This is a genomic window from Methylobacterium organophilum, assembly GCF_022179465.1.
Classification (GTDB): Bacteria; Pseudomonadota; Alphaproteobacteria; order Rhizobiales; family Beijerinckiaceae; genus Methylobacterium; species Methylobacterium organophilum.
Window position 1 is genome coordinate 242,397 of the sequence record NZ_BPQV01000002.1, and the last position, 26,409, is coordinate 268,805.

The 26,409-nt window shown below is 67.8% G+C and carries 25 protein-coding genes and 1 tRNA gene; 12 read left to right on the top strand and 14 right to left on the bottom strand.

All coding sequences use genetic code 11. From position 1 onward, the window contains the following. Positions 1-12 precede the first annotated feature (12 nt). The 3 genes from MFF21_RS03780 (at position 13) to MFF21_RS03790 (ending at position 2,313) form a co-directional block, all read left to right on the top strand. Positions 13-98 (top strand) — tRNA-Leu (locus MFF21_RS03780). 191 nt (positions 99-289) lie between these two features. Beyond that, a complete protein-coding gene (locus MFF21_RS03785) occupies positions 290-943 on the top strand; it encodes an ABC transporter ATP-binding protein (RefSeq protein WP_238310186.1) in 654 nt (217 codons plus the stop codon). A gap of 119 nt (positions 944-1,062) precedes the next feature. Further along, the gene (locus tag MFF21_RS03790; RefSeq protein ID WP_238309869.1) at positions 1,063-2,313 is read left to right on the top strand and encodes a KpsE/RkpR family capsule polysaccharide export protein; all 1,251 of its coding nucleotides are present in this window, start codon (positions 1,063-1,065) and stop codon (positions 2,311-2,313) included. Between the two features lie 24 nt (positions 2,314-2,337). Here the strand turns inward: MFF21_RS03790 and MFF21_RS03795 are convergent, their stop codons facing one another. Together MFF21_RS03795 and MFF21_RS03800 are read right to left on the bottom strand one after the other, a co-directional pair. Continuing rightward, positions 2,338-3,084, bottom strand: coding sequence for a glycerophosphodiester phosphodiesterase family protein (locus tag MFF21_RS03795; RefSeq protein ID WP_238309870.1), 747 nt, complete (start codon positions 3,082-3,084; stop codon positions 2,338-2,340). Between the two features lie 2 nt (positions 3,085-3,086). After that, positions 3,087-3,560: a RidA family protein gene (locus MFF21_RS03800; RefSeq protein ID WP_238309871.1), complete on the bottom strand. Its 474-nt coding sequence runs from the start codon at positions 3,558-3,560 to the stop codon at positions 3,087-3,089. 228 nt (positions 3,561-3,788) lie between these two features. Here MFF21_RS03800 and MFF21_RS03805 point away from each other — a divergent pair, with 228 nt between their 5' ends. Together MFF21_RS03805 and argF are read left to right on the top strand one after the other, a co-directional pair. After that, on the top strand, positions 3,789-4,979 hold the full coding sequence (locus tag MFF21_RS03805) for an aspartate aminotransferase family protein (RefSeq protein WP_238309872.1): 1,191 nt from the start codon (positions 3,789-3,791) through the stop codon (positions 4,977-4,979). A 138-nt stretch (positions 4,980-5,117) separates the two neighbouring features. Beyond that, complete coding sequence (argF, locus tag MFF21_RS03810; RefSeq protein ID WP_238309873.1) at positions 5,118-6,071, top strand: ornithine carbamoyltransferase; 954 nt, start codon at positions 5,118-5,120, stop codon at positions 6,069-6,071. Positions 6,072-6,183: 112 nt separating this feature from the next. Here argF and MFF21_RS03815 read toward each other — a convergent pair whose 3' ends face one another. Then, positions 6,184-6,606 carry a VOC family protein gene (locus tag MFF21_RS03815; RefSeq protein WP_238309874.1) on the bottom strand — a complete coding sequence of 141 codons (423 nt, stop codon included), beginning with the start codon at positions 6,604-6,606 and terminating at the stop codon, positions 6,184-6,186. Between the two features lie 875 nt (positions 6,607-7,481). Between MFF21_RS03815 and MFF21_RS03820 the strand changes: the two genes are divergently transcribed. The 5 genes from MFF21_RS03820 (at position 7,482) to MFF21_RS03840 (ending at position 13,500) form a co-directional block, all read left to right on the top strand. Next, the gene (locus tag MFF21_RS03820; RefSeq protein WP_238309875.1) at positions 7,482-7,709 is read left to right on the top strand and encodes a DUF6894 family protein; all 228 of its coding nucleotides are present in this window, start codon (positions 7,482-7,484) and stop codon (positions 7,707-7,709) included. Between the two features lie 216 nt (positions 7,710-7,925). Further along, the gene (locus MFF21_RS03825) at positions 7,926-8,732 is read left to right on the top strand and encodes an SDR family NAD(P)-dependent oxidoreductase (protein WP_238309876.1); all 807 of its coding nucleotides are present in this window, start codon (positions 7,926-7,928) and stop codon (positions 8,730-8,732) included. 34 nt (positions 8,733-8,766) lie between these two features. Beyond that, positions 8,767-10,158, top strand: coding sequence for a dihydrolipoyl dehydrogenase (locus MFF21_RS03830; RefSeq protein ID WP_238309877.1), 1,392 nt, complete (start codon positions 8,767-8,769; stop codon positions 10,156-10,158). Between the two features lie 151 nt (positions 10,159-10,309). Further along, positions 10,310-12,928, top strand: a complete 2,619-nt coding sequence (locus MFF21_RS03835) for a histidine kinase dimerization/phosphoacceptor domain -containing protein (protein WP_238309878.1) — start codon at positions 10,310-10,312, stop codon at positions 12,926-12,928. Further along, on the top strand, positions 12,925-13,500 hold the full coding sequence (locus MFF21_RS03840; protein ID WP_238309879.1) for a biliverdin-producing heme oxygenase: 576 nt from the start codon (positions 12,925-12,927) through the stop codon (positions 13,498-13,500). Before MFF21_RS03835 ends, MFF21_RS03840 begins: the two co-directional genes overlap by 4 nt. A gap of 197 nt (positions 13,501-13,697) precedes the next feature. Here the strand turns inward: MFF21_RS03840 and MFF21_RS03845 are convergent, their stop codons facing one another. Further along, on the bottom strand, positions 13,698-14,789 hold the full coding sequence (locus MFF21_RS03845; RefSeq protein ID WP_373324912.1) for a flippase-like domain-containing protein: 1,092 nt from the start codon (positions 14,787-14,789) through the stop codon (positions 13,698-13,700). 235 nt (positions 14,790-15,024) lie between these two features. Here MFF21_RS03845 and MFF21_RS03850 point away from each other — a divergent pair, with 235 nt between their 5' ends. Both MFF21_RS03850 and MFF21_RS03855 read left to right on the top strand, forming a co-directional pair. Further along, on the top strand, positions 15,025-16,353 hold the full coding sequence (locus MFF21_RS03850; RefSeq protein ID WP_238309880.1) for a KpsE/RkpR family capsule polysaccharide export protein: 1,329 nt from the start codon (positions 15,025-15,027) through the stop codon (positions 16,351-16,353). A gap of 13 nt (positions 16,354-16,366) precedes the next feature. Continuing rightward, on the top strand, positions 16,367-16,651 hold the full coding sequence (locus MFF21_RS03855; RefSeq protein WP_238309881.1) for a hypothetical protein: 285 nt from the start codon (positions 16,367-16,369) through the stop codon (positions 16,649-16,651). 75 nt (positions 16,652-16,726) lie between these two features. Here the strand turns inward: MFF21_RS03855 and flbD are convergent, their stop codons facing one another. The 10 genes from flbD to rpe form a co-directional block, all read right to left on the bottom strand. Next, positions 16,727-18,091, bottom strand: a complete 1,365-nt coding sequence (flbD, locus tag MFF21_RS03860; protein WP_238309882.1) for a sigma-54-dependent transcriptional regulator FlbD — start codon at positions 18,089-18,091, stop codon at positions 16,727-16,729. A 59-nt stretch (positions 18,092-18,150) separates the two neighbouring features. Beyond that, positions 18,151-18,498, bottom strand: a complete 348-nt coding sequence (gene fliN / locus MFF21_RS03865; RefSeq protein ID WP_238309883.1) for a flagellar motor switch protein FliN — start codon at positions 18,496-18,498, stop codon at positions 18,151-18,153. Positions 18,499-18,512: 14 nt separating this feature from the next. After that, entirely contained in the window at positions 18,513-19,127 is a 615-nt protein-coding gene (locus tag MFF21_RS03870) for a FliH/SctL family protein (RefSeq protein WP_238309884.1), read from the bottom strand. Continuing rightward, complete coding sequence (locus tag MFF21_RS03875; RefSeq protein WP_238309885.1) at positions 19,124-20,176, bottom strand: flagellar motor switch protein FliG; 1,053 nt, start codon at positions 20,174-20,176, stop codon at positions 19,124-19,126. Before MFF21_RS03875 ends, MFF21_RS03870 begins: the two co-directional genes overlap by 4 nt. A gap of 54 nt (positions 20,177-20,230) precedes the next feature. Then, a complete protein-coding gene (gene fliF, locus MFF21_RS03880) occupies positions 20,231-21,850 on the bottom strand; it encodes a flagellar basal-body MS-ring/collar protein FliF (RefSeq protein WP_238309886.1) in 1,620 nt (539 codons plus the stop codon). A 188-nt stretch (positions 21,851-22,038) separates the two neighbouring features. Then, positions 22,039-22,314 carry a CtrA inhibitor SciP gene (sciP, locus tag MFF21_RS03885; protein WP_056238806.1) on the bottom strand — a complete coding sequence of 92 codons (276 nt, stop codon included), beginning with the start codon at positions 22,312-22,314 and terminating at the stop codon, positions 22,039-22,041. 132 nt (positions 22,315-22,446) lie between these two features. Then, positions 22,447-23,112 carry a flagellar hook assembly protein FlgD gene (locus MFF21_RS03890; protein WP_238309887.1) on the bottom strand — a complete coding sequence of 222 codons (666 nt, stop codon included), beginning with the start codon at positions 23,110-23,112 and terminating at the stop codon, positions 22,447-22,449. A gap of 12 nt (positions 23,113-23,124) precedes the next feature. Continuing rightward, complete coding sequence (locus MFF21_RS03895; RefSeq protein WP_238309888.1) at positions 23,125-24,108, bottom strand: flagellar hook-length control protein FliK; 984 nt, start codon at positions 24,106-24,108, stop codon at positions 23,125-23,127. Positions 24,109-24,954: 846 nt separating this feature from the next. Then, the gene (locus tag MFF21_RS03900) at positions 24,955-25,716 is read right to left on the bottom strand and encodes an HAD-IA family hydrolase (RefSeq protein WP_238309889.1); all 762 of its coding nucleotides are present in this window, start codon (positions 25,714-25,716) and stop codon (positions 24,955-24,957) included. Continuing rightward, positions 25,710-26,384: a ribulose-phosphate 3-epimerase gene (gene rpe / locus MFF21_RS03905; RefSeq protein WP_238309890.1), complete on the bottom strand. Its 675-nt coding sequence runs from the start codon at positions 26,382-26,384 to the stop codon at positions 25,710-25,712. The genes MFF21_RS03900 and rpe overlap by 7 nt, the downstream gene beginning before the upstream one ends. Between the last annotated feature and the right edge of the window lie 25 nt (positions 26,385-26,409).

Here is a 26,409-nt window from a genome sequence, read left to right on the forward strand (position 1 = left end):
CGCATTCCAGCGGCGCGACTGGTGAAATGGTAGCCACGCGAGACTCAAAATCTCGTGCTCGTGAGAGCGTCCCGGTTCGAGTCCGGGGTCGCGCACCAGTTCGGGGCAGGCTGCCTGCTTGGTCCACGGACCGGTTTCGCTCCGTCGTCCTGACGAGATCGGCGGAGGCTATCGGCGCGATCCTCAGATTCGCCTCTTTTCTAAGGCTCGAAAGGGCCGTGCCCGCCCGTGCAGCGGTCGGGCATGGGGCGGCGTGGCACTCACCATCCATGGCACGGGGCAGCGGTTCTTGATCCGGTTCGAGAACGTCACGAAGATCTATCGGGTCATGGGCCAGCGCCGCACGGTGCTGGAGCGGGTATCCTTCACCCTCAGGCCGGGCATCAGCTACGGAATCCTCGGCATCAACGGTGCCGGCAAATCCACGACGATGCGGATCATCGCGGGTACCGAGGAGGCGAGTCGGGGACGCGTTCATCGCGGCCTCCGCGTGTCCTGGCCCCTCGGCTTCGGTGGCGGCTTCAGCCCCAAGATGACCGGCCGCGACAACGTCGTCTTCGTCGCCCGGATCTATGGCGAGGATCCCCGCCGGGTTCTCGATTTCGTCGCCGACTTCTCCGAGCTCGGCAGCTATCTCGACATGCCGGTGGGCACCTACTCCTCCGGCATGAGCGCGCGGCTCGCCTACGGCATGAGCATGGCGATCCCCTTCGACACCTACCTGATCGACGAGACGCTGGCCGTGGGCGATGCGCGTTTCGCCAAGCGCTGCCGGGACGTGTTCGACAAGCGGCGTGAGAATGCCGACGTGATCCTGATCTCCCACTCCATGGAGACGATCCGGGAATATTGCAGCCAGGCGATCATCCTCGTGAACGGCCACGCCATCGTCTACGAGCAGGTCGACGAGGCGATCGAGGCCTATCGCCGCCTGAATCAGTGAGACACGCGTCGGTCCGGTCCTGATCGGACACGCTTTTGCCGCGCGAACAGGCGAGAGAAAGGGCAGCACGGACGATCGGGCATGGCCGAACGTCCTGACCGAACGGAACCGCGGACAGCATGTCGATCGAGACCCCCGTTCCCCAGGGACAGCCGCTGACCACGGCGGATCGCTCCAGTGCCGTCGCGGAATCCTTGCGGCAGATCGCGCGCGTGACGCGCTACGTCGACCGCAAGAAGGGCATTCGCTCCTACCAGACGCACGTGAAGCGGGACCCCTGGATCGGGATCCTCTTCGCCCTGCTGTTCGTGCTGCCCTCGGCGACGAGCCTCGTCTATTTCGGCCTGATCGCATCCGACCGCTACGTGACCGAGTTCCGTTTCGCGATACGCCCGGCGATCGGCGGCGCGGACAAGGCGGCCGGCGGCGACAAGGAGGATGTCGGCACGAATTCCGGCGTGTCCCAGGCCATGCTGACGCAGGATACCCTGATCGCTTCGGAGTACATCAGCAGCCGGCCGATGATCGAGGCGCTCGAGAAGCAGATGCCGGTGCGGGAGATGTTCTCGCGCTCCGACATCGACTGGTTCTCGCGCTTCAACCCGGAAAAGCCGATGGAGCGCTTCGTCAAGTATTGGCGCTGGCGCATCAAGCCGACCATCGACAGCAGCTCGGGCATCATCGCGGTGACGGTCGAGGCCTTCACTCCCGAGGAATCCTACGCCCTGGCCAAGGCGATCCTCGCCGAGGCCGAGCGCATGACCAATGACCTGAGCATGCGTTCCCGCGAGGATGCCCTGGCCGAGAGCCGGCGAGAACTCGGATACGCCGAGGAGCGGATGGCGAAGGCCCGCGTGGCGATGCGGGATCTGCGCAACCGCGAGGGCGTCCTTGATGCCGACAAGGCGAACGAGGCCAATCTCACCGTCATCAGCAAGCTGCGCGAGACCAAGATCAACCTCGTCGTCCAGCTGAACCTGATCGCGAAGGACCTCTCCCCGGACAATCGCCGGATCCTCGATCTGAAGGCTCAGATCCGGGATCTCGACGAGAACATCGACCGGCTCGAGCACGAACTGGCGAGCCAGACGCCGGAGCGCCGCAAGGTGCTGGCCAATGCGATGACCCAGTTCGAGGCGCTGACCAACGAACGCAAGGACGCCGAACTCTACTACGTGAAGGTGCTGGCGGCCTCCGAGAAGGCGCGCATCATCGCAGCCCGCAACATCGAGTTCTTCAGCCCGATCGTGGTGCCGATCATGCCGAACTCCGCGGATCAGCCGAAGAGCCTGCTCTGGATCAGCACGACGATCGGCGGCTCCGCCCTGGCTTTCGCCCTGGCCTACGCGCTGCGCAAATTCTCGACCTGATCCGGGGCGCGTGTCCTCCCGGCCCTAAGGCCGGAAGCCCTCGAACACTATCTGATCCGCATGCGCGGCCGCGAGGGCCCGCTGCGACTCCGTGCGCACGGTCCAGGTCATCACCGGCATCTTGCCGAGATGGCGGCACAGATACGGGACGGCTCCGGGCAGATCGTCCACCCGCCAGGACAGGAAGGTCGGCCGGCTCTCGTGCAGGTGCAGCAGGTCCGAGAGCGCAAGCCGCTCGCGGGGCGGCAGCTTGGCGTAGGACGGGTCGTCCTGCCGCTTCTCGGCGACGATCCCCCGGGGTAGCTCCGGTGCGAGTTCGGCCAGCGCACCGACGATCCCGGGATCGAAGGACTTCAGCGCGATCGGCCCTCGATAGGCGTTCGCGATCTCGGCCACGCGCCGCGTCAGCGTGAGGTCCCCGTTGAACTGCGTCTTGATCTCGACGATCAGCGGCGTGCGACCGGTGATGCACGCCAGGAACGCCGACAGGGTCGGGATCCGCTCCTGCGTGCCGGCGACTTGCAGGGCGGTCAGCTCGGCGGTGGTCCGCGAGGCGGTCGGCTCGCTGATCTCGGTCAGCCGGCCGAGGGCCTCGTCGTGGAACACCAGCGCCTCGCCCTCGGCGCTCGGCTGCACGTCGCACTCGATGGCGTAGCCCCCGGCGATCGCCGCCTCCGCGGCGGCGATCGTGTTCTCCGGGATGCCGGCCGCGTGGTCGTGCAGGCCGCGATGGGCGATCGGCCGGGCGGTGAGCCAGCCCGGGACGCCCACCCTCAGCGCACCTCGAACATCGCTTCGACCTCGACCGCCGCGTCGAGGGGAAGCTCGGCGACGCCCACGGTGGAGCGGGCATGGCGGCCGCGATTGCCGAGGATCTCGACCATCAGGTCGGACGCGCCGTTCATGATGGGCGCGAGGCCGGCGAAGCTCGGCACCGCATTGATGAATCCGCCCAGGCGCAGGCAGCGCTCGACGCCATGATCGAGATCGCCCACCGCGGCCTCGACCTGGGCGAGCACGTTGAGGGCACAGAGGCGGGCCGCCTCGATGCCCGCTTCGTTGGAAACCTCGGCGCCGAGCTTGCCCTTGTGGCGCTCGGCGAGCTTGCCGTCCGCCCCGAAGCAGATCTGGCCGGAGATGATGACGAGATTGCCCGCGCGGACGAAGGGCACGTAATTGGCCACGGGCGCGGCCGCCTTCGGCAGGCTGAGCCCGAGGGCCTGCAGCCGCTCCTTCACCGAACTCATCGCATATTCCCCTGATTGGCCTCGACGGGCGGCCTCAGAGCACGCCGGGGGGAGTCGTGCAAGCGGCGCAGGGGCGCCAGCCCGGCCCAGATTGACAGGGCAGCGGCAATCCATGGTAATCGCGCGCATGCCGCCCGACGCAATCGAGGCGGCACTTTCGTTTCTGGCAGGCGCGAAGGGAAGCCGGCTTCCTTTTTCGCCGCCGCACTTGAAGGGATCGCGCCCGCCGTGACCTCCGCTCTTCTGCCGACCTACGCCCGTGCCCCGCTCTCCTTCGAGCGCGGCGAGGGGGCCTGGCTCGTCGCGAGCGACGGGCAGCGATATCTCGATTTCGGCGCCGGCATCGCCGTGAACGCCCTCGGCCACGCGCATCCGCATCTCGTCTCGGCGCTGACCGAGCAGGCGGGCAAGATCTGGCACACCTCGAACCTGTTCCAGATCCCGGAGGGCGAGCGGCTCGGACGCCGGCTCGTGGACGCGACCTTCGCCGACGTCGCCTTCTTCGCCAATTCCGGCGCCGAGGCGAACGAGGCCGCGATCAAGATGGCGCGCAAGTACCATGCGGCCGGCGGCCAGCCGGAGCGCTACCGGATCGTGACCTTCGAGGGCGCCTTCCACGGACGCACCCTCGCGACGATCGCGGCCGGCGGCCAGCAGAAATACATCGAGGGCTTCGGCCCGAAGGTCGACGGCTTCGATCAGGTGCCGGTGGGCGACTTCGAGGCGCTGGAGAAGGCGATCACGTCCGAGACCGCGGCCTTGATGATCGAGCCGATCCAGGGGGAGGGCGGCATCCGCATCATCCCCGGCGAGATCCTGCGGCGCCTGCGCGCGATCTGCGACGAGAAGGGGCTCCTCCTGATCATGGACGAGATCCAGACCGGGGTCGGGCGCACCGGCAAGCTGTTCGCGCATGAATGGTCGGGCATCGCGCCCGACATCCTGAGCGCGGCCAAGGGGATCGGCGGGGGCTTCCCCTTGGGCGTCTGCCTGGCCACGGCCGAGGCCGCCCGGGGCATGACCGCGGGCACCCATGGCACGACCTTCGGCGGCAACCCCCTCGCCATGGCAGTGGGCAATGCCGTGCTCGACGTGGTGCTCGCCGACGGTTTCCTGGAGCATGTCCAGAAGGTCGCCCTGGCGCTGCGCCAGAAGCTCGCCGAACTCGTCGACCGCCATCCCGGCGTCTTCATGGAACTGCGCGGGCAGGGTCTGATGCTCGGCCTGAAGCTCAACGTGCCGAATACCGACTTCGTCGCTGCCGCACGGGGCGAGCATCTCATCGTGATTCCGGCGGGCGATAACGTGATCCGCCTGCTGCCACCGCTGATCGCGAGTGAGGCGGAGGCGGCGCAGGCCGTGGACCGCCTCGACGCCACCGCCTCGGCGCTCGAAGCGCAGATCCGCGGCGCGGCCTGAGCCTGCGCGACCCGCTATCCGGGCGGGTCCGCGAAATGTGTCGTAAAGTCTTGTCGCGGCGCGATTTGTTCAGGACGAACTGTTGCTACCTCGCTGGAAATTGCCCTAAGCCACAAGATAATTGCAAAGTAAGAATCGATGACGGTGACAGCCAACGGTGCCGGCCCGGGTGTTCGGCATTTTCTCGATCTGAAGGATTTCTCCGGCGAGCAGCTGCGCCGCGTGCTGGACTCCGCCGCCGCGATCAAGGCGCGCCGCGTGAAGGGTCAGCTCGCATCTGAGCGTCCGCTGACCGGCAAGATGCTGGCGATGGTGTTCGACCGGCCCTCCACCCGCACCCGCGTCTCCTTCGACGTGGCTATGCGCGAGCTCGGCGGCGAGACGCTGATGCTGACCGGCAAGGAGATGCAGCTCGGACGCGGCGAGACGGTCGGCGACACCGCGAAGGTCCTGTCGCGCTACGTCGATGCGATCATGATCCGCATCCTCGACCATCAGCTCATGCTGGATCTCGCGCAGAGCGCCGAGATCCCGGTGATCAACGCGCTGACCAAGGTCTCGCATCCCTGCCAGATCATGGCCGACATCATGACCTTCGAGGAGCATCGCGGGCCGATCCGGGGCCGCACGGTGGCCTGGTCGGGTGACGCGAACAACGTTCTGGCGAGCTGGGTGCACGCAGCCGCGAAGTTCGATTTCACCCTCAACGTCGCCGCCCCCCGCGAACTTTCCATGCCGCCCTATCTCGTCGACTGGGCCGCGCGCGAGGGCGCACGCGTCAACGCCACCACGGATGCCTATGCGGCCGTGGAAGGCGCGGACGTGGTGGTGACGGATTGCTGGGTCTCGATGGGCGACGACGACGAGCATTACCGTCACAACCTGCTCTCGCCCTATCGGGTCGATTCCAAGCTGATGAAGGCCGCCGCCAAGGACGCGATCTTCATGCATTGCCTGCCCGCGCATCGCGGCGAGGAGGTCACGGCGGAGGTGATCGACGGGCCCCAGTCGGTGGTGTTCGACGAGGCGGAGAACCGCCTGCATGCCCAGAAGGGCATTCTCGCCTGGTGCCTCGGCGCCGAGGCCGCTTGAGGCCGCACCAACCCGCTCGTCTCGAAGCGTTTTCGCCAGGGCTGCGCGCTGCTCGATGCAGACTCGCAGCCCTGGATCAGAGCCCGTGACCTCCTGGGGCGTTGTGGCGGCCTCAGGCCTCGCTCAGCGACTGGTTCATCGCCAAGAGGACGCCGAACGGGTCGCGTAGCTGGCCATACAGATCGCCCCAGAACATCTTGGCGACGGGGACGACCGGCTCGGCCCCGGCAGCCACGGCCCGATCCCACCAGGCGGCGATGTCGTCGACGGGGAGCATCAGGTTGAAGGCCTGGGGCTTCACCAGCGGGAAGCCGTGCTCGGGGTAGGGGTCGCCGAGCATCAACGATGTGCCGTTGAGATGCAGGTGCACATGCATGGTGCGGCCCTGCTCGTCTGGAGGTATCGTCCTGACCACCGTCGCCCCGAAGGCGCGCTCATAGAACGCGGCGGCCTTCATTGCCCCATCGACCTGAAGATAGGCGACGATGCCGCCCTTGGTCTCCGGGGACGTACCCACTTCGCTTTCACGCGACATCCACTTCTCTCCTCGCCAGGGGCGCTCTGCCCGTGCCTCCGGAAGGACGAACCCGTGTGGAGCCTGCCGACAGGGCAGTGGACATTTTTTGTGATGCCGGGGCGATCGATCCTCTCGATCCAGGCTTCACGGGGCCGGCTGGCCGGCAAGTGATCAACGTTTGTCCCGCGTCTCGCCCGGTCCCACCCCGGAACCTTCCGCTCTACGCTCCCGTTCGGCATCCACTTCAAGCAGCAGCATGTCGAGAAGGACCCGAAGCCTGAAGGATCCGCTCTGTCCAACTTTACCGCGGAGCAGGCTGCACAATTCAGCCAGCTCCTCAAGGCCGTCATCCGTAGGCTCCAACATCGATCAGCCTCTGATTGTCGGATCAGGGATTAGACTGAGACTGTCAATCGAGACAAAGCATTGTCACTCTGGCAAAACTTTTCGGCCCTAACTTGCGGCCGCTAGAAATAGTCCGACTTGTGTCTTATTTTGGATCTAGCGCATTTGCTCTTGATGATATAAACACATCTGCAAACCAAGCCTCTGGTGGACGTTTTATTGATTATACAAATATAGTTGCAATAAAAAACTAGCGCAAATTAATTTATTAAGAAATTCTCCGCTATAAATTAAGCAAGATATTTTGTCTGTTTTATGTAAAATTTAAATTTTATTATTCTGATCATTGCGGGATGTCACCTTCTCAGTCATCGCTTGCGCAATTATTATATTGTTTGATTAAATCATTTGCAGATTGATTTATAGTAACGGAGCGAATTCATGATGCACGGCCAAGTGGCACGAACGTTGCGGGCAATCCGAGGGCGAACGCATTCCGGGGACCTCCCGACCACCTGAAGATCAACGCTACCCGCGACCCTCGAGGCATGCCGCTCTTCTATTTCAACATTCATCGGCCGGAAGTGTCCTTGCAGGACCAAGAAGGAGCCGATTGCCCCGATTGCGGCATGGCTTTTCGCAAGGCCAAGCAGATCATCGGCCGCATTCGTGACGAGGAGCAGCTTTCTGACGACGTCGTGGCCAAGACGTTTCTTCAGGTCACCTATGTCGACGGCAGCGAGCTTTTCTTTCTACCCTTCAATTTGAGACTCTAACTTTTCAGATCGCTTCAGATGAGGCGGAGCCGGACTGATTTGATCTGATCGGATCAGACTCCTCGGAGGAGGTCTGTTGTTTTTCGGCCCGATCTTCATCCCCTGCAAGATCGTCGCACCGCCCGGAAGACGGAACGATACCGGGGCGGTCGGGTTGGGACGCCAGCCGATCGCGCCGCGGACCGCCCAGGCCCCGCGATCCTGGAGAGGACGACGATGGATCTTGGAATCAGGGGGCGGATCGCCGTGGTGACAGGCGGCGATTCCGGGATGGGTTTCGTCAGCGCGCAATATCTTCTGCGCGAAGGCGTGAAGGTTGTCTTGTCCGATGTGAAGGAGGACGAGTTGCGCAGGGCGGCCGCGGAGCTGGCCGAGCTCGGTCCGGTCGAGGCCTGTCAGGCCGATCTGAGCAGCGAGGCCGGAGCGCTCAAGCTGCGCGACTTTGCCGATGCCGCCTTCGACGCCAAGCCCTCGATCCTGGTCAATGCCGCCGGCGTCACGGGGGCGACGGGGGATTTCCTGGAGATCGACGACGCGGGTTGGCTCTCGACGATCCAGGCCGACCTGATGGCGGCGGTGCGGGTGGCCCGCGCTTTCCTCCCCGGCATGCGCGCCCAGAAATGGGGACGGATCGTGTTCTTCACCTCCGAAGACGCCGTTCAGCCCTATGTGGAGGAACTGCCCTACTGCGCGGCCAAGGCGGGCCTGATGAACCTCGCCAAGGGTCTGTCCAAGGCCTACGGCGCCGATGGCGTGCTCGTGAACTCGGTGGCTCCCGCCTTCGTGGCGACGCCGATGACCGACGCGATGATGGAGAAGCGCGCGAAAGAGCTCGGCGTGTCGTTCGACGAGGCCGTCGAAAGTTTCCTCGACGAGAAGCGCCCAGGGATCGTCGCCAGGAGGCGGGGACGGCCGGAAGAGGTGGCCGCGGCCGTCGCCTTCCTCTGCTCGGAGCAGGCGAGCTTCATCACCGGGGAGAACCTGCGGGTCGACGGGGGTGCCGTGATGACCATGGCGGCCTGATCGACGCCGGCAGGAAGGGCGGGAAGGAGGAACGATGCGCGAGGCGGTGTTCGACGTCGCTGTGATCGGAGCGGGCACGGCCGGCATCGCCGCCCACCGCGCCGCGCTCGCCGCGGGCGTCCGATCGATCCTGATCGAGCGGGGGCCGGGCGGCACCACCTGCGCCCGGGTCGGTTGCATGCCCTCCAAGCTGCTCATCACCGCCGCCGACACGGCCCGACAGGTGCGCGATGCCGGGCGATTCGGGATCACGGCCGGTCAGGTCGGCATTGACGGGGGCGCCGTGCTCCGCCGGGTGCGATCGGAGCGCGACCGCTTCGTCGGCGGCGTCTTCGATGCCCTCGACGCCTTGCCCGACGAGTCCCGGATGGCCGGCCATGCCGTGTTCGAGGCGTCCGACCTGATCCGGGTCGACGACCACACGCGCATCCGGTTCAAGGCCGCCGTGATCGCCACGGGGTCGAGCCCGAGCCTACCCCCGCCGCTGCGGGGATTGGAGGATCGCGTGCTCACCACGGACACGCTCTTCGAGATTCCCGATCTGCCCGAGAGCCTCGCGGTGCTCGGCGGCGGCCCGGTCGGTCTCGAACTGGCGCAGGCCATGGCACGGCTCGGCGTGAGGACGAGCCTGATCGAGGCCGGTGACGCCGTCGGTGGCTTGAGCGCGCCGGATCTGGCGGAGGCCGCCCGCGACATCTTCGCCGGTGAACTCGACCTCCATCTCGGGACCCGGCTCGACTCGGCGGGGGCGGCCGATGACGGTCTGGTGCTGCACTGGACGAAGGGGGACCGCAAAGAATCCGGCCATTTCGCGCGCTGTCTCGTGGCGGCGGGCCGACCGCCGAACCTGAGCGGCCTCGGGCTCGAGAGCACGGGCCTGCATCTCGACGACAAGGGCAGCCCGGATTTCGATCCGCGCTCCCTTCTCTGCCGCGGCGTTCCGATCCTGATCGCGGGCGATGCCAACCAGGACCGTCCAGTGCTGCACGAGGCGAGCCGGCAGGGGCGCATCGCCGGGCGCAACGCGGCACGCCTCGCGCAAGACGGGCCGGAAGCGATCGAGCGACCCGGGCGCTGGGTCGATCTCGCGATGGTGTTCAGCGATCCTCAGATCGCGCTGGTCGGGGGCGGTTATCGGGCGGCATCTGAGGATGCGGTCGTCGGTTCCGCGGATTTCGGCGACCAGGGCCGCGCCCGCGTTGCTGGGCGCAATCGGGGCGGGTTGCGCCTCTATGCCGATCGGACGGGGCGGTTGACGGGTGCGGAGATGATCGGCCCAGGGATGGAGCATCTGGCCCATCTCGTCGCCTATGCCGTTCAGGACGGGCTGACCGCTGCACAGTTGCGCGATCGCCCTTTCTATCATCCGACTCTGGAGGAGGGCCTCGAGACGGCCCTGTCCGACATCGAGAGCAAGCTAGGCTGAGTTCAGCAGCGTAGCAGTATCACCGATTGTATCAGTTTAGACACTTTTCCTCAGAAGATTGCGATGAAGGCCGAACGATGCGAGGGCCTATACTCACTTCAGGAAAACCAGGGATTGCGGATCCGGTGATGCGCCTTCATACCGATCCTGCATGAGCGATCCGCCTCATATGGAAGTCCGGGAACCGACCCTAGGCCTTGCCAACCTCGACGCTCTGGCCGCGGAAGCGCTCGACCGCCTCGATCAGGGGGTGATCCAGCTCGACGCGATGGGGATGGTCCACGGATTCAACGTGGCCGCCTCGAAGCTTCTCGAGATGGCCTCCGAAGCTGCGATCGGCCGAAACTTCTTCCGCGATCTGTTCCCCAGCACGGCGGTTCCGGCTTTCTATGGGCGCTTCCTGCATGGGGTGCGTGGGAAGGTCGCGAGCGAAACCTTCGAGTTCGTGTTCGGCCGCATCCCGCGGGCGATGCGGACGCGCGTCCACCTTCAGAGGGCCGCCGACGCCCAGAGTTGGTGGCTCGTGATCCAGCCGATGGAGACGATCGGTGCGGGGGCGCCCCGCGACGCGGTCCTGGCGGCGATCGATCAGCGCACCCGCGCCGAGCCGGTCGATCCCAGCCTGTGCGAGCGCGAGCCGATCCACATTCCCGGGTCGATCCAGCCCAATGCCGTGATGATCGCGGCCGACGTGGCGAGCCTCGCCGTGATCGCTTTCAGCGCCAATGTCGCAGAGATCCTGCCGCCACAGATCCTGCCCCTCGACGGCACGCCGCTGTCGGCCATCCTGCCGTCGGCCTTCCTCGCGGCCTTGCGCGGCGCCCTCGCGGCCGGGACGCTGACCGACGGGCGCTCGATGCGCCAGACCCTGCGCTTGCCGGGTCGTGACGAGCAGGCTCTCTACGCCACTGCCCACGCGCATCTCGGCCGGCTCATCCTCGAATTCGAATTGGCGCCCGAGCGGCCCGAGGATTTCCGCGCGGCGAGCCCCCTTGACACCGAGCTGGCGGCGACCCGCCTGCGTGGAGCGGAGACGCTCACGGAGGTCGCGCAGATCGCTGCGCTCGAGATCCGTGCCCTGACTGGCTTCGATTCCGTACTCGTCTATCGCTTCGATACCGATTGGAACGGCGAGGCCATCGCCGAGGACATGACGCCGGACTGGCAGCGCCCGCTGATCGGGCTGCGCTTTCCCGCTTCCGACATCCCGGCCCAGGCTAGGGCCCTCTACACCAAGGCCAAGAGCCGCTTCGTGATCGACCGGGACTGCGTGCCAGTGCCGCTCGTCTCGAGTCGGGAAGCCGGAAACGGGCCGATCGACCTCACCTTCGCCCAGAACCGCACGCTCTCGCCGATCCATCTGGAGTATCAGCGCAACCTCGGCGTCGACGGCTCGATGTCGATCTCGATCATGGTCGAGGAACGTCTCTGGGGCCTCATGATCGGGCATCACCGCCGCCCGCATTACGTGGCGCCGGAGACTCGGGCCGCGGCCACCATCCTGACCGATGCCTTCGCCATGCGGGTGCAGGAGGTCGAGACCCGCGGACGCTGGGCCGAACAGCAGATGCATCTCGACGTCGAGGGGCGTCTCGTCCGGCGCCTCACTCGCTCCGACGATTTCGTACAGGCGCTGACCTCCGGCGACACGACGCTGCTCGACCTGTTCGGCGTGACGGGCGCCGGCATCGTCTCGGGCCAGGGGGTGCATCTGATCGGGACGACGCCCGATGCGCAGCAGGTCCTCGCCATCGCCGAATGGGTGCGGGGCTTCCTCCCGGCGGATCGGACAAGCTTCGTCACCGACGCGCTCTCCCTCCACCATCCGCCGGCCGCGGCCTATGCGGACTCGGCCAGCGGCCTGCTCGCGGCCTTCGTCGATCGGCAGCGGCGGCACCTGCTCCTGTGGTTCAAGCCGGAGGTGCCGAGCACGGTGACCTGGGGCGGCGACCCGCGCAAACCCGTGCTGTCCGGTGGTGGTCCCGTCGCCGTGCTGCCACGCCGCTCCTTCGAACGCTGGGTCGAGGAGCGCAGCGGGTTCTCGATGCCCTGGGCCCCCTGGAAGGTCGCACTTGCCGAGCAACTGGCGGATGCCGTCGAGGGCGTCGTGCTGCGCCAGCGCCGCAAGATCGACGAGCTGACCGGGCTCCTGGCCGACAAGGAACTGCTCCTGGCGCAGAAGGATCTGCTGACCCGGGAGATCGACCACCGGGTCAAGAACTCGCTCCAGATCGTGTCGGCGTTCCTGCAGATGCAGCGCCGGCAGGTCACAGACCCGGCCGCGCGCCAAGCTTTCGCCGACACCTCGGCCCGCGTCATGAGCGTCGCCCGGGTGCATGACAACCTGTACCAGGCCGATAGCCCGGAGGAGGTCGATCTCGGCCAGACCATCGAGAAGATCTGCAACGACCTGGTGGGGGTGGCGGGCGGCGAGCACAGCATCGACCTGACCGCGGAGCCGGGTCTGATGGTGCCCTACCGCAAGGCCGTCGCCCTGTCGCTGATCGCCACAGAGCTCGTCACGAACGCCTTCAAATACGCCAAGAGCGACGGCGGAGCGCAGGTCTCGGTGACGGTGGCCGGCGAGCAACGCGGCGGCGTGCGGCTCAAGGTCTGCGACGACGGGGTGGGGCTGCCGGACGGGTGGGAATCCGCGCGCTCCAAAGGCACGGGGCTCGGCATGAAGCTGATCCGGGCGATGCTGGACCAGATCGAAGCGCATCTCGAGGTCGAGAACGCGCCGGGTGCCTGCTTCACCGTCCGCGCGTGAGAGGCATCTTGCACGAACGGCTGCGCGCAGCGACAGCCCCGGCTCACGCCGCTCTGGAGCGCGACCTGAACTGGGAGGCGCAGATCGCCACGCTGCCGGGCTATCGTGGGCTGCTGGAGCGGCTGCGCGGCTTTCATGACACCTACGAGACCGCCATCGGGGCAGCGCTCGCGGACGAGGCCTTCTTCGCGCCGCGGCGGCGTCTGGCCCTGCTGGATGCGGATCTTGCCCATCTCGGCCTCGACCCGGGCCGGATCCTCCGGCTGCCCGCGCCCGCTGCCCCGGCATGGACCGGTTCCGCTGCCGCGATGGGAGCGCTCTATGTTCTCGAAGGCTCGACCCTGGGCGGTCAGGTGATCGGCCGCAGCCTCGCGCAGAGGCACGGCTTCGCCTCCACTGGCGGAGCCGCCTATTACGGCACCCACGGCCGGGCGATCGGTGCGATGTGGCGCAGCTTCCTCGAACGGCTCGAGTCCGGGCTACAACGCGAGAGCTGCCGCGACGCTGTGCTCGCCAGCGCGATCGAGACCTTCGAGGCGATGCGAACCTGGCTCGTACCGCCGCGCCGCTGACCTGCGAGCGGGACCGGCATCAGCCGAAGGCCCGCTCCTTCTTGCCGGCCGAGGCGGCTTCCACGAGGCGCCGTGCGAGCGCCGCGCTCCGGCCGGGTCGACGGGCTTTGCCAGCGTTGTCCCCAGCGAGATGCGGGAACTTTCCGACCGTCGCGTCCATAGCGTGCAATCGGGTTTTGCGCGCCGACGGGAGGCGCTCAGCGATCCGGCGGAAGCACCGTGGCGCGCCGCGCTTCCAAGGTCTGCCACGCCACCAGGGACGGGAGACCCAGGGCGACGTCCGGCACACGCTTGATCAGCGACAGGGCGAGCGCGGTGTCGGCATCGATCCCGAAGAGCGAACCCACCACGACGAAGCCGCCCTCCTGCACCCCGAGGCCGCCCGGCACGGGAAAGGCCGCCGACTTGATCGCCTGAGCGAGCGACTCGATGACCAGCGCCTCGAGCGGCCCGATCGCGATGCCGATGCAGGCGAGCGCGAGCCAGATCTCGGCGGCGCCCGCGATCCACGCCATGAGGTGGAGCAGGAAGGACTGCGCGATGCGCCCGCGCCGGGCACGTGCCCAAAGCGCGTCGAGACAATCCTGAACGCTCTGCGTTCCGCCCGGCAGCGTGCCGGAAGCGGTCGGAGCGGCCTCCCGCATGAAGCGACGGCCAAGACCGGCGAGCTTGCGCTCGACGATGCGGGCGGCGCCGAGACGCTGAACGGCGAAGAAGGCGGCGAGGGCAAGCAGGGCGAGGCCGGCGATGTGGAGCGTCAGGTCCGCCATCGTGGCGGCCCGCTCCCCCTCGACCTGCCGCAGAAGGCCCACGCCGATGAGGGTGAAGACAAGCTGCGTCGCCACCTGGATCAGCATGTCGACGAGGAGGGAGGCGGCGGCCAGGGCGCCGGATACGCCCCAGAAGGTCAACAGCCGGCCGCCGACGAACTCGCCCCCGACGGAGGCCACCGGCAGGAGGGTGTTGATGCCCTCCCGCACGAACCGGAGCAGGATGCAGGGAGCTGCGCCGATCGGGGCGAGGCCTTCGAGGGGGCGTGCCCAGGCCAGGCCGCAGGTGGCGACGAGCATTGCCCGCCAGAGCACGATGGCGAAGAGCCCCGCAGGCCCGACCTTGGCGAAGGCGGCGCCGACCGCCGCCAGATCGTTCGTCGCGACGAGCCAGATGCCGAGCCCGAGGCCGAGGATGGTCCCGAAAAGGGGAAGGCGACTCAGCAGCGTGCGTCGGACCTCCCGGCCCGACACGGGCCGGCGCCTCTCGATCTCGCCGTGACCGGGCGTTCCCGCCACGTTCGCCCCCGCCCGTTTTTGTTCCGCTCGTGCTGCCGATGCCCTATCGTGAAAGGGGCGATCCGGGCAATCTCCAGTCTCGCTTCGGCCCGTGCCGAGGTGGTCGACGCCTTAAATTCGGCCGAAAAACGCGGGACTTCGGACCTCGTGCTGCCCGGGGCGGAGACGGTGCGAGATCGGCGCGGCCTGCGGACGCTCCCAGGTCGCGACGGCCGGGACTCAGGAAACCGACTGGATGATCGTCGACGAGACCAAGCCGCCTGAGACGAAGACAGGATCGGGCGTGCAGGGCTTGATGAAGCTTGCCCGCCGTTCCCTGCCCGAGCTGCGGCGCAACGCCGAGACCATCATCCCGCTTCGGGAGGGCGGCGAGCGCTCCTTCCTGGACCGCACGCGGCGCAAGCTTGCCTGGACGCGCCTGCCCGGATTGGTGCCCGCCGATGCGCTGCCGGACGAGCGGCCCTCCGTGAAGCTGATGCGCAGCTTCGTGACCTTCGTGCTGCTCCCGACCGCGGTGATCGCGACCTATCTGTTCGTGTTCGCCTCCGACCAATGGGTCGTGGAATCCGAGTTCGCCGTGCGCGGCGCCGTCGAGCCGATGGAGGACATCGTCCTCGGCCCGACGACCCAGCTCCTGCAGAAGCACAACAGCCAGGACAGCTTCATCGTCCGCGAGTTCATCCGCAGCCGCCCCCTCGTGGAGGCGCTCGAGAAGGACATCGGCGTCGTGAAGATGTTCTCGCGGCCGGAAGCGGATTTCTGGGCGCGCTTCAATCCCGAGCGGCCGATCGAGTACCTGATGCGCTACTGGCGGCGGCAGGTCGAGGCACGGATCGACACGCTCTCGGGCGTCATCCACCTGAACGTGCGGACCTTCGCGCCGGAGGATTCGATGACGATCTCGCGGGAGATCATCGCCCGCACGGAGATCTTCATCAACGAGCTGTCCCGGCGGGCGCAGGCGGACATGATCGCCCACTCGCAGAAGGACTTCGACGCCTCCTCCGAGCGCCTGAAGAAGGCCCGGGTCGCGTTGCAGGAGTTCCGCAACCGCTGGGGCATCATCGATCCGCTGGCGACCGCGAAGGCGACCGCGACGACCATCGAGTCGCTCAAGAAGGACAAGCTCACCGCGGAGAACGATCTGCGCGTCCTGCGCAGCTCGAATCTCGAGGAGAAGTCCCGCAGCATCCAGACCCTGGCCGCGCGGGTCGCTGCGCTCGACGCCCAGATCAACCAGCTCCAGGGGCGTCTGACCACGGCCGGGCTCAATTCGGACGCGGCCAACAACCTGACCCAGGCCCTGCTCGAATACGAGCAGCTGATGATCGAGCAGACCGTCGCCGAGAAGATCAACGCGTCGACGCTGTTCCTGCTCGACCGCGCCCGGGTCATGGCCCGCAAGCAGCAGATCTTCCTGGCGACCTTCGTACCGCCGGCCCATCCGACCATGTCGCTCTACCCGGAGCGCTTCAACGCGACCTTCATCGCATTCTTCTGCTTCCTCACGATCTGGAGCTCGGCGAGTCTGATCGCGGCGGGCGTGCGCGACTCGCAGGTCTGACGGAGCGGCTCAGGTGTCGAACTTCACCGATCTGGTCGCCCGGGCCGTGCATCCGGGCATGAACCGGGAGGAGCGGGAAAAGGTCTACGACGTGGTGCGCGCCGCCGTGCTGCGGCTGCAGGAGCGCGAAGGGCTGGACGCCGGCGATCCGCGGTCGGCGCTTCAGCACCATCTCGTGGAGGAGACCATTCGCGACGTCGAGTTCGACATCGTCCGCGTCACCACCCTTGAGGCGCTCAAGAGGGCGAAAGCGGCTCAGGACGCGGAGGCCAGCGGCCGCAAGAGCGGCCCGGGCTAGACCCGGCCCTCTCTCGCAAAGAGCATAACGGATCCGACGAGAGCCCGGGCGCTGCCGGGCTCCAACTCGTCTGCGTCAGCCGTAAGCCGCCATCGAGCGCACGCTGCCCGGCTCGGCGACGCTGATGCCGGCATCGACATATTCGTTCAGCTTGTTGCGCAGCGTCCGGATCGAGATCCCGAGGATGCGCGCCGCATGGGTGCGGTTGCCCAGGCAGTGGTCCAGGGTGTCGAGGATCAGGTCGCGTTCGACATCCGCCACGGTGCGTCCGACCAGCCCCCGGGTCGCGGCCTCCGCCGCGATCACCGCGCGCTCGGCAGGCCCGGCGGCCGACGCGATGGCGTCGCCTTCGGGGGTGAGGACGGCTTCGGGGCCGATCTCGCTGCCGGAGGCGAGGAGCACCGCGCGGTGGAGCGTGTTCTCCAGTTCGCGCACGTTGCCCTTCCAGGGGCTCTTGGCGACCAGGGACATCGCCTCGCGGGATAGCGGACGCACCGGCAGCCCGTTCACCTCTGCATATTTGCGCGCGAAGAAGCCCGCGAGCTCGAGGATGTCGGCCGGTCGCTCGCGCAGGGCCGGCAGGCGCAGGTGCACGACGTTGAGCCGGTAGTAGAGGTCCTCCCGGAAGGTGCCCTTCTTCACCTCCTCCGCCAGATTGCGGTTCGAGGTGGCGAGGATCCGGATGTCGACCTTCACCGGGGCCGAACCGCCGACCCGGTCGATCACCCGCTCCTGAATGGCCCGCAGAAGCTTGGATTGCAGGCGGACGTCCATCTCCGAGATCTCGTCGAGGAGCAGGGTGCCGCCATTGGCCTCCTCGAACCGGCCGATGCGCCGGGCGACGGCACCGGTGAAGGCGCCCTTCTCGTGCCCGAACAGCTCGGACTCGAGCAGCGCCTCGGGAATCGCCGCGCAGTTCACGGAGACGAAGGCGCGGTTCGCCCGGTTCGAGCGGGCATGGACGTGGCGGGCGAGCACTTCCTTGCCGGTGCCGCTCTCGCCGGTGATCAGCACGGAGGCCTCGGAGCGGGCGACCTGTTCGGCGAGCTTGACCACGCGCTCCATCGCGGGATCGCGCCAGACGAAGCTGCGGCCATCGGCGGCCACCGCTTCCAGCACCGCGGCGATCATCTCGGGATCGGGGGGGAGGGGGATGTATTCCTTCGCGCCGGCCTGGATCGCGGCCACCGCGGCCTGCGTGTCCGGGGAGGTGCCGCAGGCGACGACGGGGGTGCGGATGCGCTCCTCGCCGAGCGCCCCGACGAGGCCGCGGATATCGAGGCTCACCTCGACCATCACTAGGTCACCGCCCTTGGCGCGCAGGCTCGCCAGACCCTGCTCGACGCTGTCGGCGTGAGTCACGGCCGCGCCGCGGTTCATGGCGATCTTCGAGGCCGTGACGAGCGCGCCCGAGAGCCGTCCGATGATGAGGAGCCGCATGGCTTGGGTTCCGTTCCGCAGGTTCATCGTTCAGGCCCGGCGCCGCCGGGCCTGGGACGTCAGTGGTCGTTCTTGATGATCTCGGTCATGGTGACGCCGAGGCGTTCCTCGACCAGCACCACCTCGCCGCGGGCGACGAGCCGGTTGTTGACGAAGATGTCGATCGCCTCGCCGACCTTGCGGTCGAGTTCGAGCACGGCACCCGGCCCGAGCCGCAGCAGGTCGCCGATCGGCATCCGCGAGGAGCCGAGCACGGCGGAGACCACCACCGGCACGTCGAAGACCTGCTCGAGATCGGCCGCCGTCTTCGGCGTCGTCGGCACGTCGCGGACCGATTCGGGACCGAGGTCGTCGAAGGAGACGTCGTCTCCGTTGAGCTGCGGCAGATGGAAATCATCGGTCGACATGGCGCGCTCGCGGCTCAGAGGTCGGGAAAGGCGGACAGGCCGAGGGCTTCGAGCACCGCGGCTTCGATACGGTCACGCTCGCGGGTGATGCCGCCGTCCGCCCATTCGATACGGGCATCGCCGACCGGCATCTCCGGTTCGCCCATCACCACGAGGCGGCCTTCGAACCCACGCTCGCGGGCGAGCCGCTTGATCAGGGCTTCGGTCTCGTCGACCAGGCTCTCGTGCACCCGCACGACGAGATGCGGCACCCCGCGCAGGTGCTGGAGCGCCGCACGCGCCGCCTCCTCCACCCCGGCAAGGGGCTTGGCGGCGAGGGCATCGCCCGCGAGCTTGCGGGCGAGCAGAAGGGCGAAGGCGGTCGCCTGCTCCTCGCGCTCCGCATCCCGCGCGTCGGATTGCGACAACAGGCCGGCCGTGGCGAGGCCGAGGCGTGTCAGGGCATCGGCGAGACGGGCCTGAACCTGGGCCTGGGCCTCGGCGCGGCCTTCCTGCAAGCCGCGGGCATATCCGCGCGCTTCGGCCTCCGAGGCCGCCACGGCCTCCCGGGCGGCAGCCTCCTTCTCGGCCGCCGTCTCGCCCTTCGGGCGGCGGAAATCGTTGTCGAAGAGGAAGGGACGGGCGCTCAATAGACCAGCTCCTCCTCACCGCCGTTCTTGGCAATCATGATCTCGCCCTTCTCCGCGAGGTCCTTGGCGAGTTCGGTCATCTTGGCCTGCGCCTCGTCGACCTCCTTCAGGCGGATCGGCCCCATGGAGCCCATCTCGTCCGTGAGGTTCTTGGCGGCGCGGGTCGACATCTGGCCCATGAAGAAGCTGCGCACGCGCTCGTCGGCGCCCTTGAGCGCACGGCACAGGGTCTCGTTGTCCACCTTGCGCATCAGGGTCTGCACGGAGCCCGGATCGAGCTTGAGCAGATCCTCGAAGGTGAACATCAGCTCGCGGATGCGCTTGGCCGAACCGCGGTTGGCCTGATCGAGGGCGGCGAGGAAGCGGGCCTCGGTCTGGCGGTCGAAGGCGTTGAACACGTCCGCCATCAGCTCGTGGGCGTCGCGGCGCGTGGTCTGCGCGATGGTCGAGACGAACTCGACGCGCAGGGTCTCTTCGATGTGACGGAGGGCTTCCTTCTGCACGGTCTCCATCCGCAGCATGCGGGTGAGAACGTCGATCGCGAATTCCTCGGGCAGGATGGTCAGGACCCTGGCCGCGTAGTCGGAGCGCACCTTCGAGAGAACGACGGCGACGGTCTGGGGGTACTCGTTGCGCAGGAAGGCGGCGAGGATCTCCGGGTCGATCTGGGTCAGGCTGCCCCAGACGCGCTTGCCGGAGGCGCCCTTGATCTCCGCCATGATCGCGGAGACCTGCTCGGGCGGGAAGATCTTGAGCAGCAGCGATTCCGTGCGCTCGAAATTCGAGGTGATGCCGCCGCCGGTGGACAGGCGGGAGACGAAGTCGACGATCAGGCGCTCGACGGTCTCGGCCTCCAGCGAGCCGAGCTGCACCATGGCGTGCGAGACCTTCTTGACCTCGTCCTCGTCCAGCATCTGCCAGATCGGGGCGCCCTCCGAATCGCCGAGCAGAAGAAGGAGGGCAGCCGCACGCTGCGGCCCGGGCATGGACGCGAAGCCGGACGAAGCGATCGCCTCTTCCGCTGCCTTGAAGTTCACGCCCGCCGACATGTCCGGTTCCTAAATCCTCTCCGATCCCAACTTTCCCGCGTCTTTCCCTGTGTCTCAGCCGTCATGGATCCAGTTGCGCAGCACCTCGACAGTCTCGGTCGGGCTGGAGCGCACCATCTCGACGACGCGCTCCACGGTCTCCGCCTGGATCTTGCCGGTGAGCTTGGCACGCTCGAGGAAGGCGGCGGCGGGGCTTTCCGGCGGGGCCGGCGCAGCCATTCCCTCCGGCCCCGCGACGGCGAGGGCCGCGGCGGCCCCGGCGGGCAGCGCCACCAGGGGGGCTTCCGATTCGAGGACCCGGCGCAGCAGGGGACGCACCACCGTCAGCAGCACGATCACGGTCAGCAGCGCGAGCACGCCGAGCTCGACCAGACGCATCACGTCTTCCTTGGTCGGGCTGAGCAGGGATTGCAGCAGGCCCGGCTCCGCGAAATCCACCGGCGCGGGCGTCTCGGCGAAGCGGAGGTTCACCACCTCCACCTGATCGCCGCGGGCTTTGTCGAAGCCGACCGCGGTGCGCACCAGCGCGGTGATGCGCTCGAGCTCGGCCGCCGGCCGCGGCTGGTAGGCGGGCTTTCCGTCGGCGCCCGGCGCGTAGAGGCCATCGACCAGCACCGCGACCGAAAGGCGCTTCACGCGGCCGCCTTCGAGAACCTCGGTCTTGGTGACGCGCGAAATCTCGTAATTCGTGGTCTCCTCGTTCTTCTGCGAGGAATCCTTCTGGCTCTGGTTGCCCTGGGGCTGGTTCGCGCCGGGCAGTTCGTTGCCCACCGATACCTGGCCCTCGCTGCCCCCGGTGAGGGCGTTCTCGCTGCGGGTCTGAGAGGAGCGCACGACACGGCTCTCGGGATCATAGGTCTCAGAACGGCTCTCGACGCGGTTCAGGTCGAGCTCGGCCGAGACCTGCACGCGCGTCCGGCCCGGGCCGACGATACCGGCGACGATGTCCTCGATCTGGGAGCGCAGGCGGCGCTCGATTCCGGCCTGCTTCTCCTCGAAGGCGGCGGCACCGTCCGCCTCCTCGCCACGGGCGCCGTCCGCCAGGAGCCGGCCGCGCTCGTCGACGATGGAGACCCGCTCGGGTTTGAGGCCCTCTACGGAGGAGGCGGCGAGGTGGCGGATGGCGCGGACCTGGCCGGCATCGAGCTCGCCCATGAGCTTGAGCACGATCGCCGCGCTCGGGGCTTCGCGGTCGCGCTCGAAGAGGCGCCGTTCCGGAAGCACGAGATGGACCCGGGCGGCCTGGACGCGGCCGATGGCGCGGATCGAGCGGGCAAGCTCGCCCTCCAGCGCCCGCAGGTGATTCACGTTCTGGACGAAGTTGGTCGAGGAGAAGGCGTCGCCCTTGTCGAAGATCTCGTAGCCGATGCCCCCTTGCGAGGGCAGGCCCTTGCCGGCGAGGTCCATGCGCAGGCGCGCGAGGTCGGGGCGGGGCGCCAGAATCGTCTGCCCGGCATCGCCCCGGGTCTCGTAGACGATGCCGCGGGCGTCGAGGTCGCGGATCACCGCGGCGGAATCCTGCATCGACAGGTCCGCGAAGAGCACGCCCATGTCGGGGCGCGAGACCCGGGTGATCACGACCGCGAAGAAGCCGATCAGGATCATCGTCACCGCCGCCATGGCGGCGAGACGGGCCGGTCCGAGCTTCGTCACCAGATCGAGAACGGCCTTCACGATACGCGCCCACGCAAACGAGTGCGGCCCGCCCCGGACCGCTCGGCAAAAATTGCCCGGTGCGTGGTTAGCGGGTCGTTAACGCCGGGCCTGTTCGCGTGAACGAATGCGTGAAACAGCGAAGGCCGCGCACCGCTTTCGCGGGCGCGGCCTTCTGGCCGAAACGAGTCCCCGAGGGGGCGGGAAGCTCAGTGTCGGTAGTGCTGGATCCGGGTGGTGCGCAGGCCCGCGAGCCCGTGCTGATCGATCGAGTACTGCCAGCTGAGGAATTCCTCGGTCGTCAGCGTGTAGCGCTGGCAGGCTTCCTCCAGGCTGAGGAGGCCGCCGCGAACCGCGGCCACGACTTCCGCCTTGCGGCGGATCACCCAGCGGCGGGTGGAGACCGGCGGAAGATCCGCGATCGTCAGGGGGCTGCCATCGGGCCCGATCACGTACTTCACTCGCGGGCGAGGTGTCTCGGTCATGCTACGCTCTACACTCGACTGACCTGTCGAGTTCGGACGCTACTTGCGCCCGCTTAAAAGTTCTTGAAGCGGGTCGTTCGAATGTGATTCGAAATTTTCCCGCGGCTGTGGACAACCGCGACCGCAACCGTCTCACGACGCGCTCCCCAGCGTCTTCACCTTGCTGACGCCGACCTTCTGATTGCCGATCACCAGCACCGGTTCGCTGCCGCTCAGGTCGATTCCGTCGACGGTGCCCGTGACCGAGGTATCGACGGTGACCTTGCTGCCCGTGGCATCCGTCGCATCGACCGTGATCGAGTAGGTGCCATCGTCGGCCACCAGGCCCGTCGTCGAGGTGCCGTCCCAGGTGAAGCTGTTCTTGCCGCTCGCCAGCGTCGTCGTCTTGGTGGCGACGGTGTTGCCGTCCTTGTCGGTGATGGTGACGACCGCCTTGGTCGCGGCACGGTCCGCGGTGAGCGTCCAGGTCGCGGTGCCATCCGAGAGCTGGGACTGGGTCCCGTCCGCCGTCACGGTCTTGCCGAGGAAGCCCGGGGCCGAGCCGGAGGCGGCGGCCTTGGCACTCGTCAGGATCGAGCCGAGCTGGTCGTTGGTCTTGAGCTGCTGCTCGACGCCGGCGAACTGGACGAGCTGCTGCGTGAACTGGTTGGTGTCCATCGGGTCGAGGGGGTTCTGGTTCTTCAGCTGCGTGGTGAGCAGCGTCAGGAACTGCGTGAAGTTGCCCGCGATGGTGGCCGCATCCTTCGAGGCACTCGACGAGGTGGAGGCCGAACTCGAGATGTTGGAGATGCTGGTCATGGGGGCGCCTGCCTAGATTCGGATATCGATGCCCGAGAGGCCGCGCAGGCTGCGCAGCATGGCCTTCTCGACGGGAGCGGATTCGGGCTCGTTGGATGCGATCGACCCACGGGACGGACGGGATGCGGAGCCGTTGCCGTTGTTGCCGCCTTCGCCCGCGCCGCGGCCGGACGGGTCGCGCAAGGACAGGTCGAGGGCGGTGCTGCCGGGATCGAAACCGGCCTGGGTCAGGGCCTGCTGGAGACTGTCGGCATCGCGCCGGAGCAGGGCCAGGGTCTCCGGCCGGTCGACGACGAGCTTGGCGCTCACCGCGCCGCCGTCCCCGTCGATGTCGAGGGTCACGTCGATGCGGCCGAGATCGAGCGGGTCGAGTCGGATCTCGAATTGGCTGGAGCCCTTGAGGGAGCGCAGCCCGATCGTCATGGGCACGGCGGCGATGGGGGCCTGGATCACCTGCGCAGTCGGCGCGGGAGCCTGCGGCGGGGCGGCAGCGGCTGCCGCCGTCTTGTCCGGGGTCGGAGAGCCCGACGGGGGGGCGCCCTGCAGGGTGCCCGCTTCCGGCGCGGGCGCGGCGGGCGTGCCGGCCTCGGCCAGGGCCACCGCGAAGGAGCCCGTCCCGTCGAGTGAGACGGCGGCCTCCGCAGAGCCGCGATGCGACGGCGCGGCCTCCGAACCGGCGATGGAAGAACTGGTCCTGGAGGCGGCACCCGCGGCCTCCCCTTCCGAGGCGGCCTCCGTCTTTGCGGATGCCGCCGCGCCGGGCGCCAGGGCAGCGGCCGCCACGGCAACGGGGAGCACGGGCACGGGAGACGTCGCGACGGTTGCCTCCGGTGAGACGGGCGGCACGGCCACGGCGTCTCCCGAGGCGCTCTCGCCGCCCTGTTTCGTCTCCTCGACCGAGGCGGCTGCCTCGGTGGCCGCGGCTTCCGCCGGGGGCTCGAGAGCGGACGAGAGCGAAGGATCGGCTGCGGCCGGCGCCTCCGTGTCGCCCTTCACTGCCTTGGCGTCCGTCCGGGCCTTGGCTCCCCCACGCTCCGGGACGGCCTTTGCGGGCCGAGGCGAGGATTCGGCCCTGGCTGTGCCCGTCGACGACGGCGCATCGCTGCCAAGGGCAGACGACCGGTTCGTGGACCGATCCCCAGAGGCGTCCTGGGCTTCTTCGGTCCCCGCGCTCGCGCCGGCGGAGCCGAGTTTCTCGTTCGCGCGCGTCTTGAGATCGGCCTCCGTTCTCTGCTTCTGCGTGAGCGCATCGTGCCGGGCTGGCAGCGCAGCCTTGCCGGATGCCCGCACCGAGGTGCCGGTGGCGGAGCCGGCCGACTGGGCGGCCCTGTCGGGAGAAGACCTCTCATCGGAATCGGGCGGAAGGGCGAAAGTGTCCGTGCGCGTCGTCTTGCGCGTGACGGTCTCGTGAGACGACCGCACGGTCCCGCTATGGGCCGTCGAGCCCGTGCTCCCTGCTCTCACCGTGTATCCCGCATGCGCCATGGCGAAGCTCCTGCCTCAGCCACGGAGCAATGCGCGAGCCAGATCGATGCCCGCGCAAGCCGTTGGAAAGTCTAAGAGATTTCTGGACGCTCAGAGAGGTGGAGGCCGGCCCCGAGCCGTTCCTGCCGCCCGGACGGCAGAAATTGCCGAGGCGGATCGACCGCGACGCGTGTCATCGCGCAGTCACGCATCCGGCGCAGTCTCCGGAATGCAGATCGTCGCGTGCAAGTTCACGCACGTACGCACGTGTATTTTGTATGCGAATCTGCTAGAGCTTGGTCAGCCCGTTCCCCGAGACCACGGGCCCCCTTATCAGCGCGTCCGTTTAGGGCGCGCTTTTTTCTTTCCCGGATGCCGTCACGCCGCTCGGCCGAAGCGCGCTTCGTGCCAATCGCGCAGGGCCGGGACCGTGACGCGGCCCTCGGGCCATTCGAGGCCGGCGATGTGGCGGTGGGGATGCCCGGGCTCGCCGAGATCCGAGACCGCCGAGAAGGCGCCGTCCAGGCGGTGGCTCTCGGTATAGAGGCTGCGGGTCGCCACCACGGGCAAACCCGCATCGAGGGCCGAGCGGATGCCGGCGGCGGAATCCTCGAAGGCGATGGCCTCGGAGGGCGTGATGCCGAGGCGGCGGACGGCGATCTCGAAGATGTCGGGCGCGGGCTTCTTGTGCTCGGCCTCGTCGCCGGCCGCGATCACGTCGAAGGCGCGTTCGCCCTCCGGAAAGTTGATGCGCAGGAGCAGATCGATATTCGGCCGGCTCGTGGTGGTGGCGACGGCGAGCGCTAGCCCGGCGCCGCGCGCCTCGCGCACCAGCCGCGCCACCCCCGGACGCAGGCCGAGATGGCCGCTCTCGATCAGTTCGCCGTAGATCCGCGTCTTGAGCCCGTGGATCTCGGGCATGCGCGCGCGCAGCGCGGGCGCGTCCTCGGCATGGTCGCGGGCGATGTAGTGGAGCAGACGCTCCTTGCCGCCCATCACCTTGAGAAGCTCGGCATAGTCCTGCGGCGACCAGTTCCAGGGCAGGCCGAGGGCGCCGAAGGCCCGGTTGAAGGCCTGCCGGTGAAGGTCCTCGGTCTCAGCGAGCGTGCCGTCGACGTCGAAGATCAGCGCCTTCAGCATCGCAGGCCGGTCTCCGCATCCGCGCGCTCGCGGATCGCCTCGATGTTGCGGGCGTAACGCGCCTCGCCCTGGCCGAACACGGCCGAGCCCGCCACGAACACGTTGGCTCCGACCTTCGCCGCCGCCGCCACGGTCTCGGGGGTGATGCCGCCATCGACTTCGATGTCGATGCCGCGTCCGGCCGTCATCGCCTTCACCCGCGCCACGGTCTCAAGCGTCGAGGGAAGGAAGCTCTGCCCGCCGAAGCCCGGATTGACCGTCATGCACACGACGAGATCGACCATGTCGAGGAGCGGCTCGACGGCGCTCGCGGGCGTGCCGGGATTGAGTGCGATGCCGGCCCGCTTGCCCAGCGACCGGATCGTCTGCAGCGAGCGATGGATGTGAGGCCCGGCCTCGACATGCACGCTGATCGTGTCCGCCCCCGCCTCGGCGAAGGCGGCGAGATAGGGATCGGCCGGCGCGATCATGAGATGGACGTCGAAAGGCTTGTCCGTGTGCGGGCGCAGGGCCTTCACCACGGCGGGGCCGAAGGTGATGTTGGGCACGAAATGCCCGTCCATCACGTCGAGATGGATCCAGTCGGCCCCGGCCTCGGCCACGAGGCGCACCTCTTCCCCGAGCCGGGAGAAATCGGCCGACAGGATGGAGGGGGCGATGATCGTCATGTCGTCTTCCTTCGGACGGACCGGC

Bases quoted from the DNA above. Each gene is read 5' to 3' on its own strand.
- MFF21_RS03900 (WP_238309889.1), bottom strand. From the start codon at position 25,716: ATGCTGAAGGCGCTGATCTTCGACGTCGACGGCACGCTCGCTGAGACC.
- MFF21_RS03875 (WP_238309885.1), bottom strand. From the start codon at position 20,176: ATGTCGGCGGGCGTGAACTTCAAGGCAGCGGAAGAGGCGATCGCTTCG.
- MFF21_RS03890 (WP_238309887.1), bottom strand. From the start codon at position 23,112: ATGACCAGCATCTCCAACATCTCGAGTTCGGCCTCCACCTCGTCGAGT.
- MFF21_RS03790 (WP_238309869.1), top strand. From the start codon at position 1,063: ATGTCGATCGAGACCCCCGTTCCCCAGGGACAGCCGCTGACCACGGCG.
- MFF21_RS03830 (WP_238309877.1), top strand. From the start codon at position 8,767: ATGCGCGAGGCGGTGTTCGACGTCGCTGTGATCGGAGCGGGCACGGCC.
- MFF21_RS03825 (WP_238309876.1), top strand. From the start codon at position 7,926: ATGGATCTTGGAATCAGGGGGCGGATCGCCGTGGTGACAGGCGGCGAT.
- rpe (WP_238309890.1), bottom strand. From the start codon at position 26,384: ATGACGATCATCGCCCCCTCCATCCTGTCGGCCGATTTCTCCCGGCTC.
- flbD (WP_238309882.1), bottom strand. From the start codon at position 18,091: ATGCGGCTCCTCATCATCGGACGGCTCTCGGGCGCGCTCGTCACGGCC.
- fliN (WP_238309883.1), bottom strand. From the start codon at position 18,498: ATGTCGACCGATGATTTCCATCTGCCGCAGCTCAACGGAGACGACGTC.
- sciP (WP_056238806.1), bottom strand. From the start codon at position 22,314: ATGACCGAGACACCTCGCCCGCGAGTGAAGTACGTGATCGGGCCCGAT.
- MFF21_RS03850 (WP_238309880.1), top strand. From the start codon at position 15,025: ATGATCGTCGACGAGACCAAGCCGCCTGAGACGAAGACAGGATCGGGC.
- MFF21_RS03835 (WP_238309878.1), top strand. From the start codon at position 10,310: ATGAGCGATCCGCCTCATATGGAAGTCCGGGAACCGACCCTAGGCCTT.
- MFF21_RS03800 (WP_238309871.1), bottom strand. From the start codon at position 3,560: ATGAGTTCGGTGAAGGAGCGGCTGCAGGCCCTCGGGCTCAGCCTGCCG.
- MFF21_RS03815 (WP_238309874.1), bottom strand. From the start codon at position 6,606: ATGTCGCGTGAAAGCGAAGTGGGTACGTCCCCGGAGACCAAGGGCGGC.
- MFF21_RS03820 (WP_238309875.1), top strand. From the start codon at position 7,482: ATGCCGCTCTTCTATTTCAACATTCATCGGCCGGAAGTGTCCTTGCAG.
- argF (WP_238309873.1), top strand. From the start codon at position 5,118: ATGACGGTGACAGCCAACGGTGCCGGCCCGGGTGTTCGGCATTTTCTC.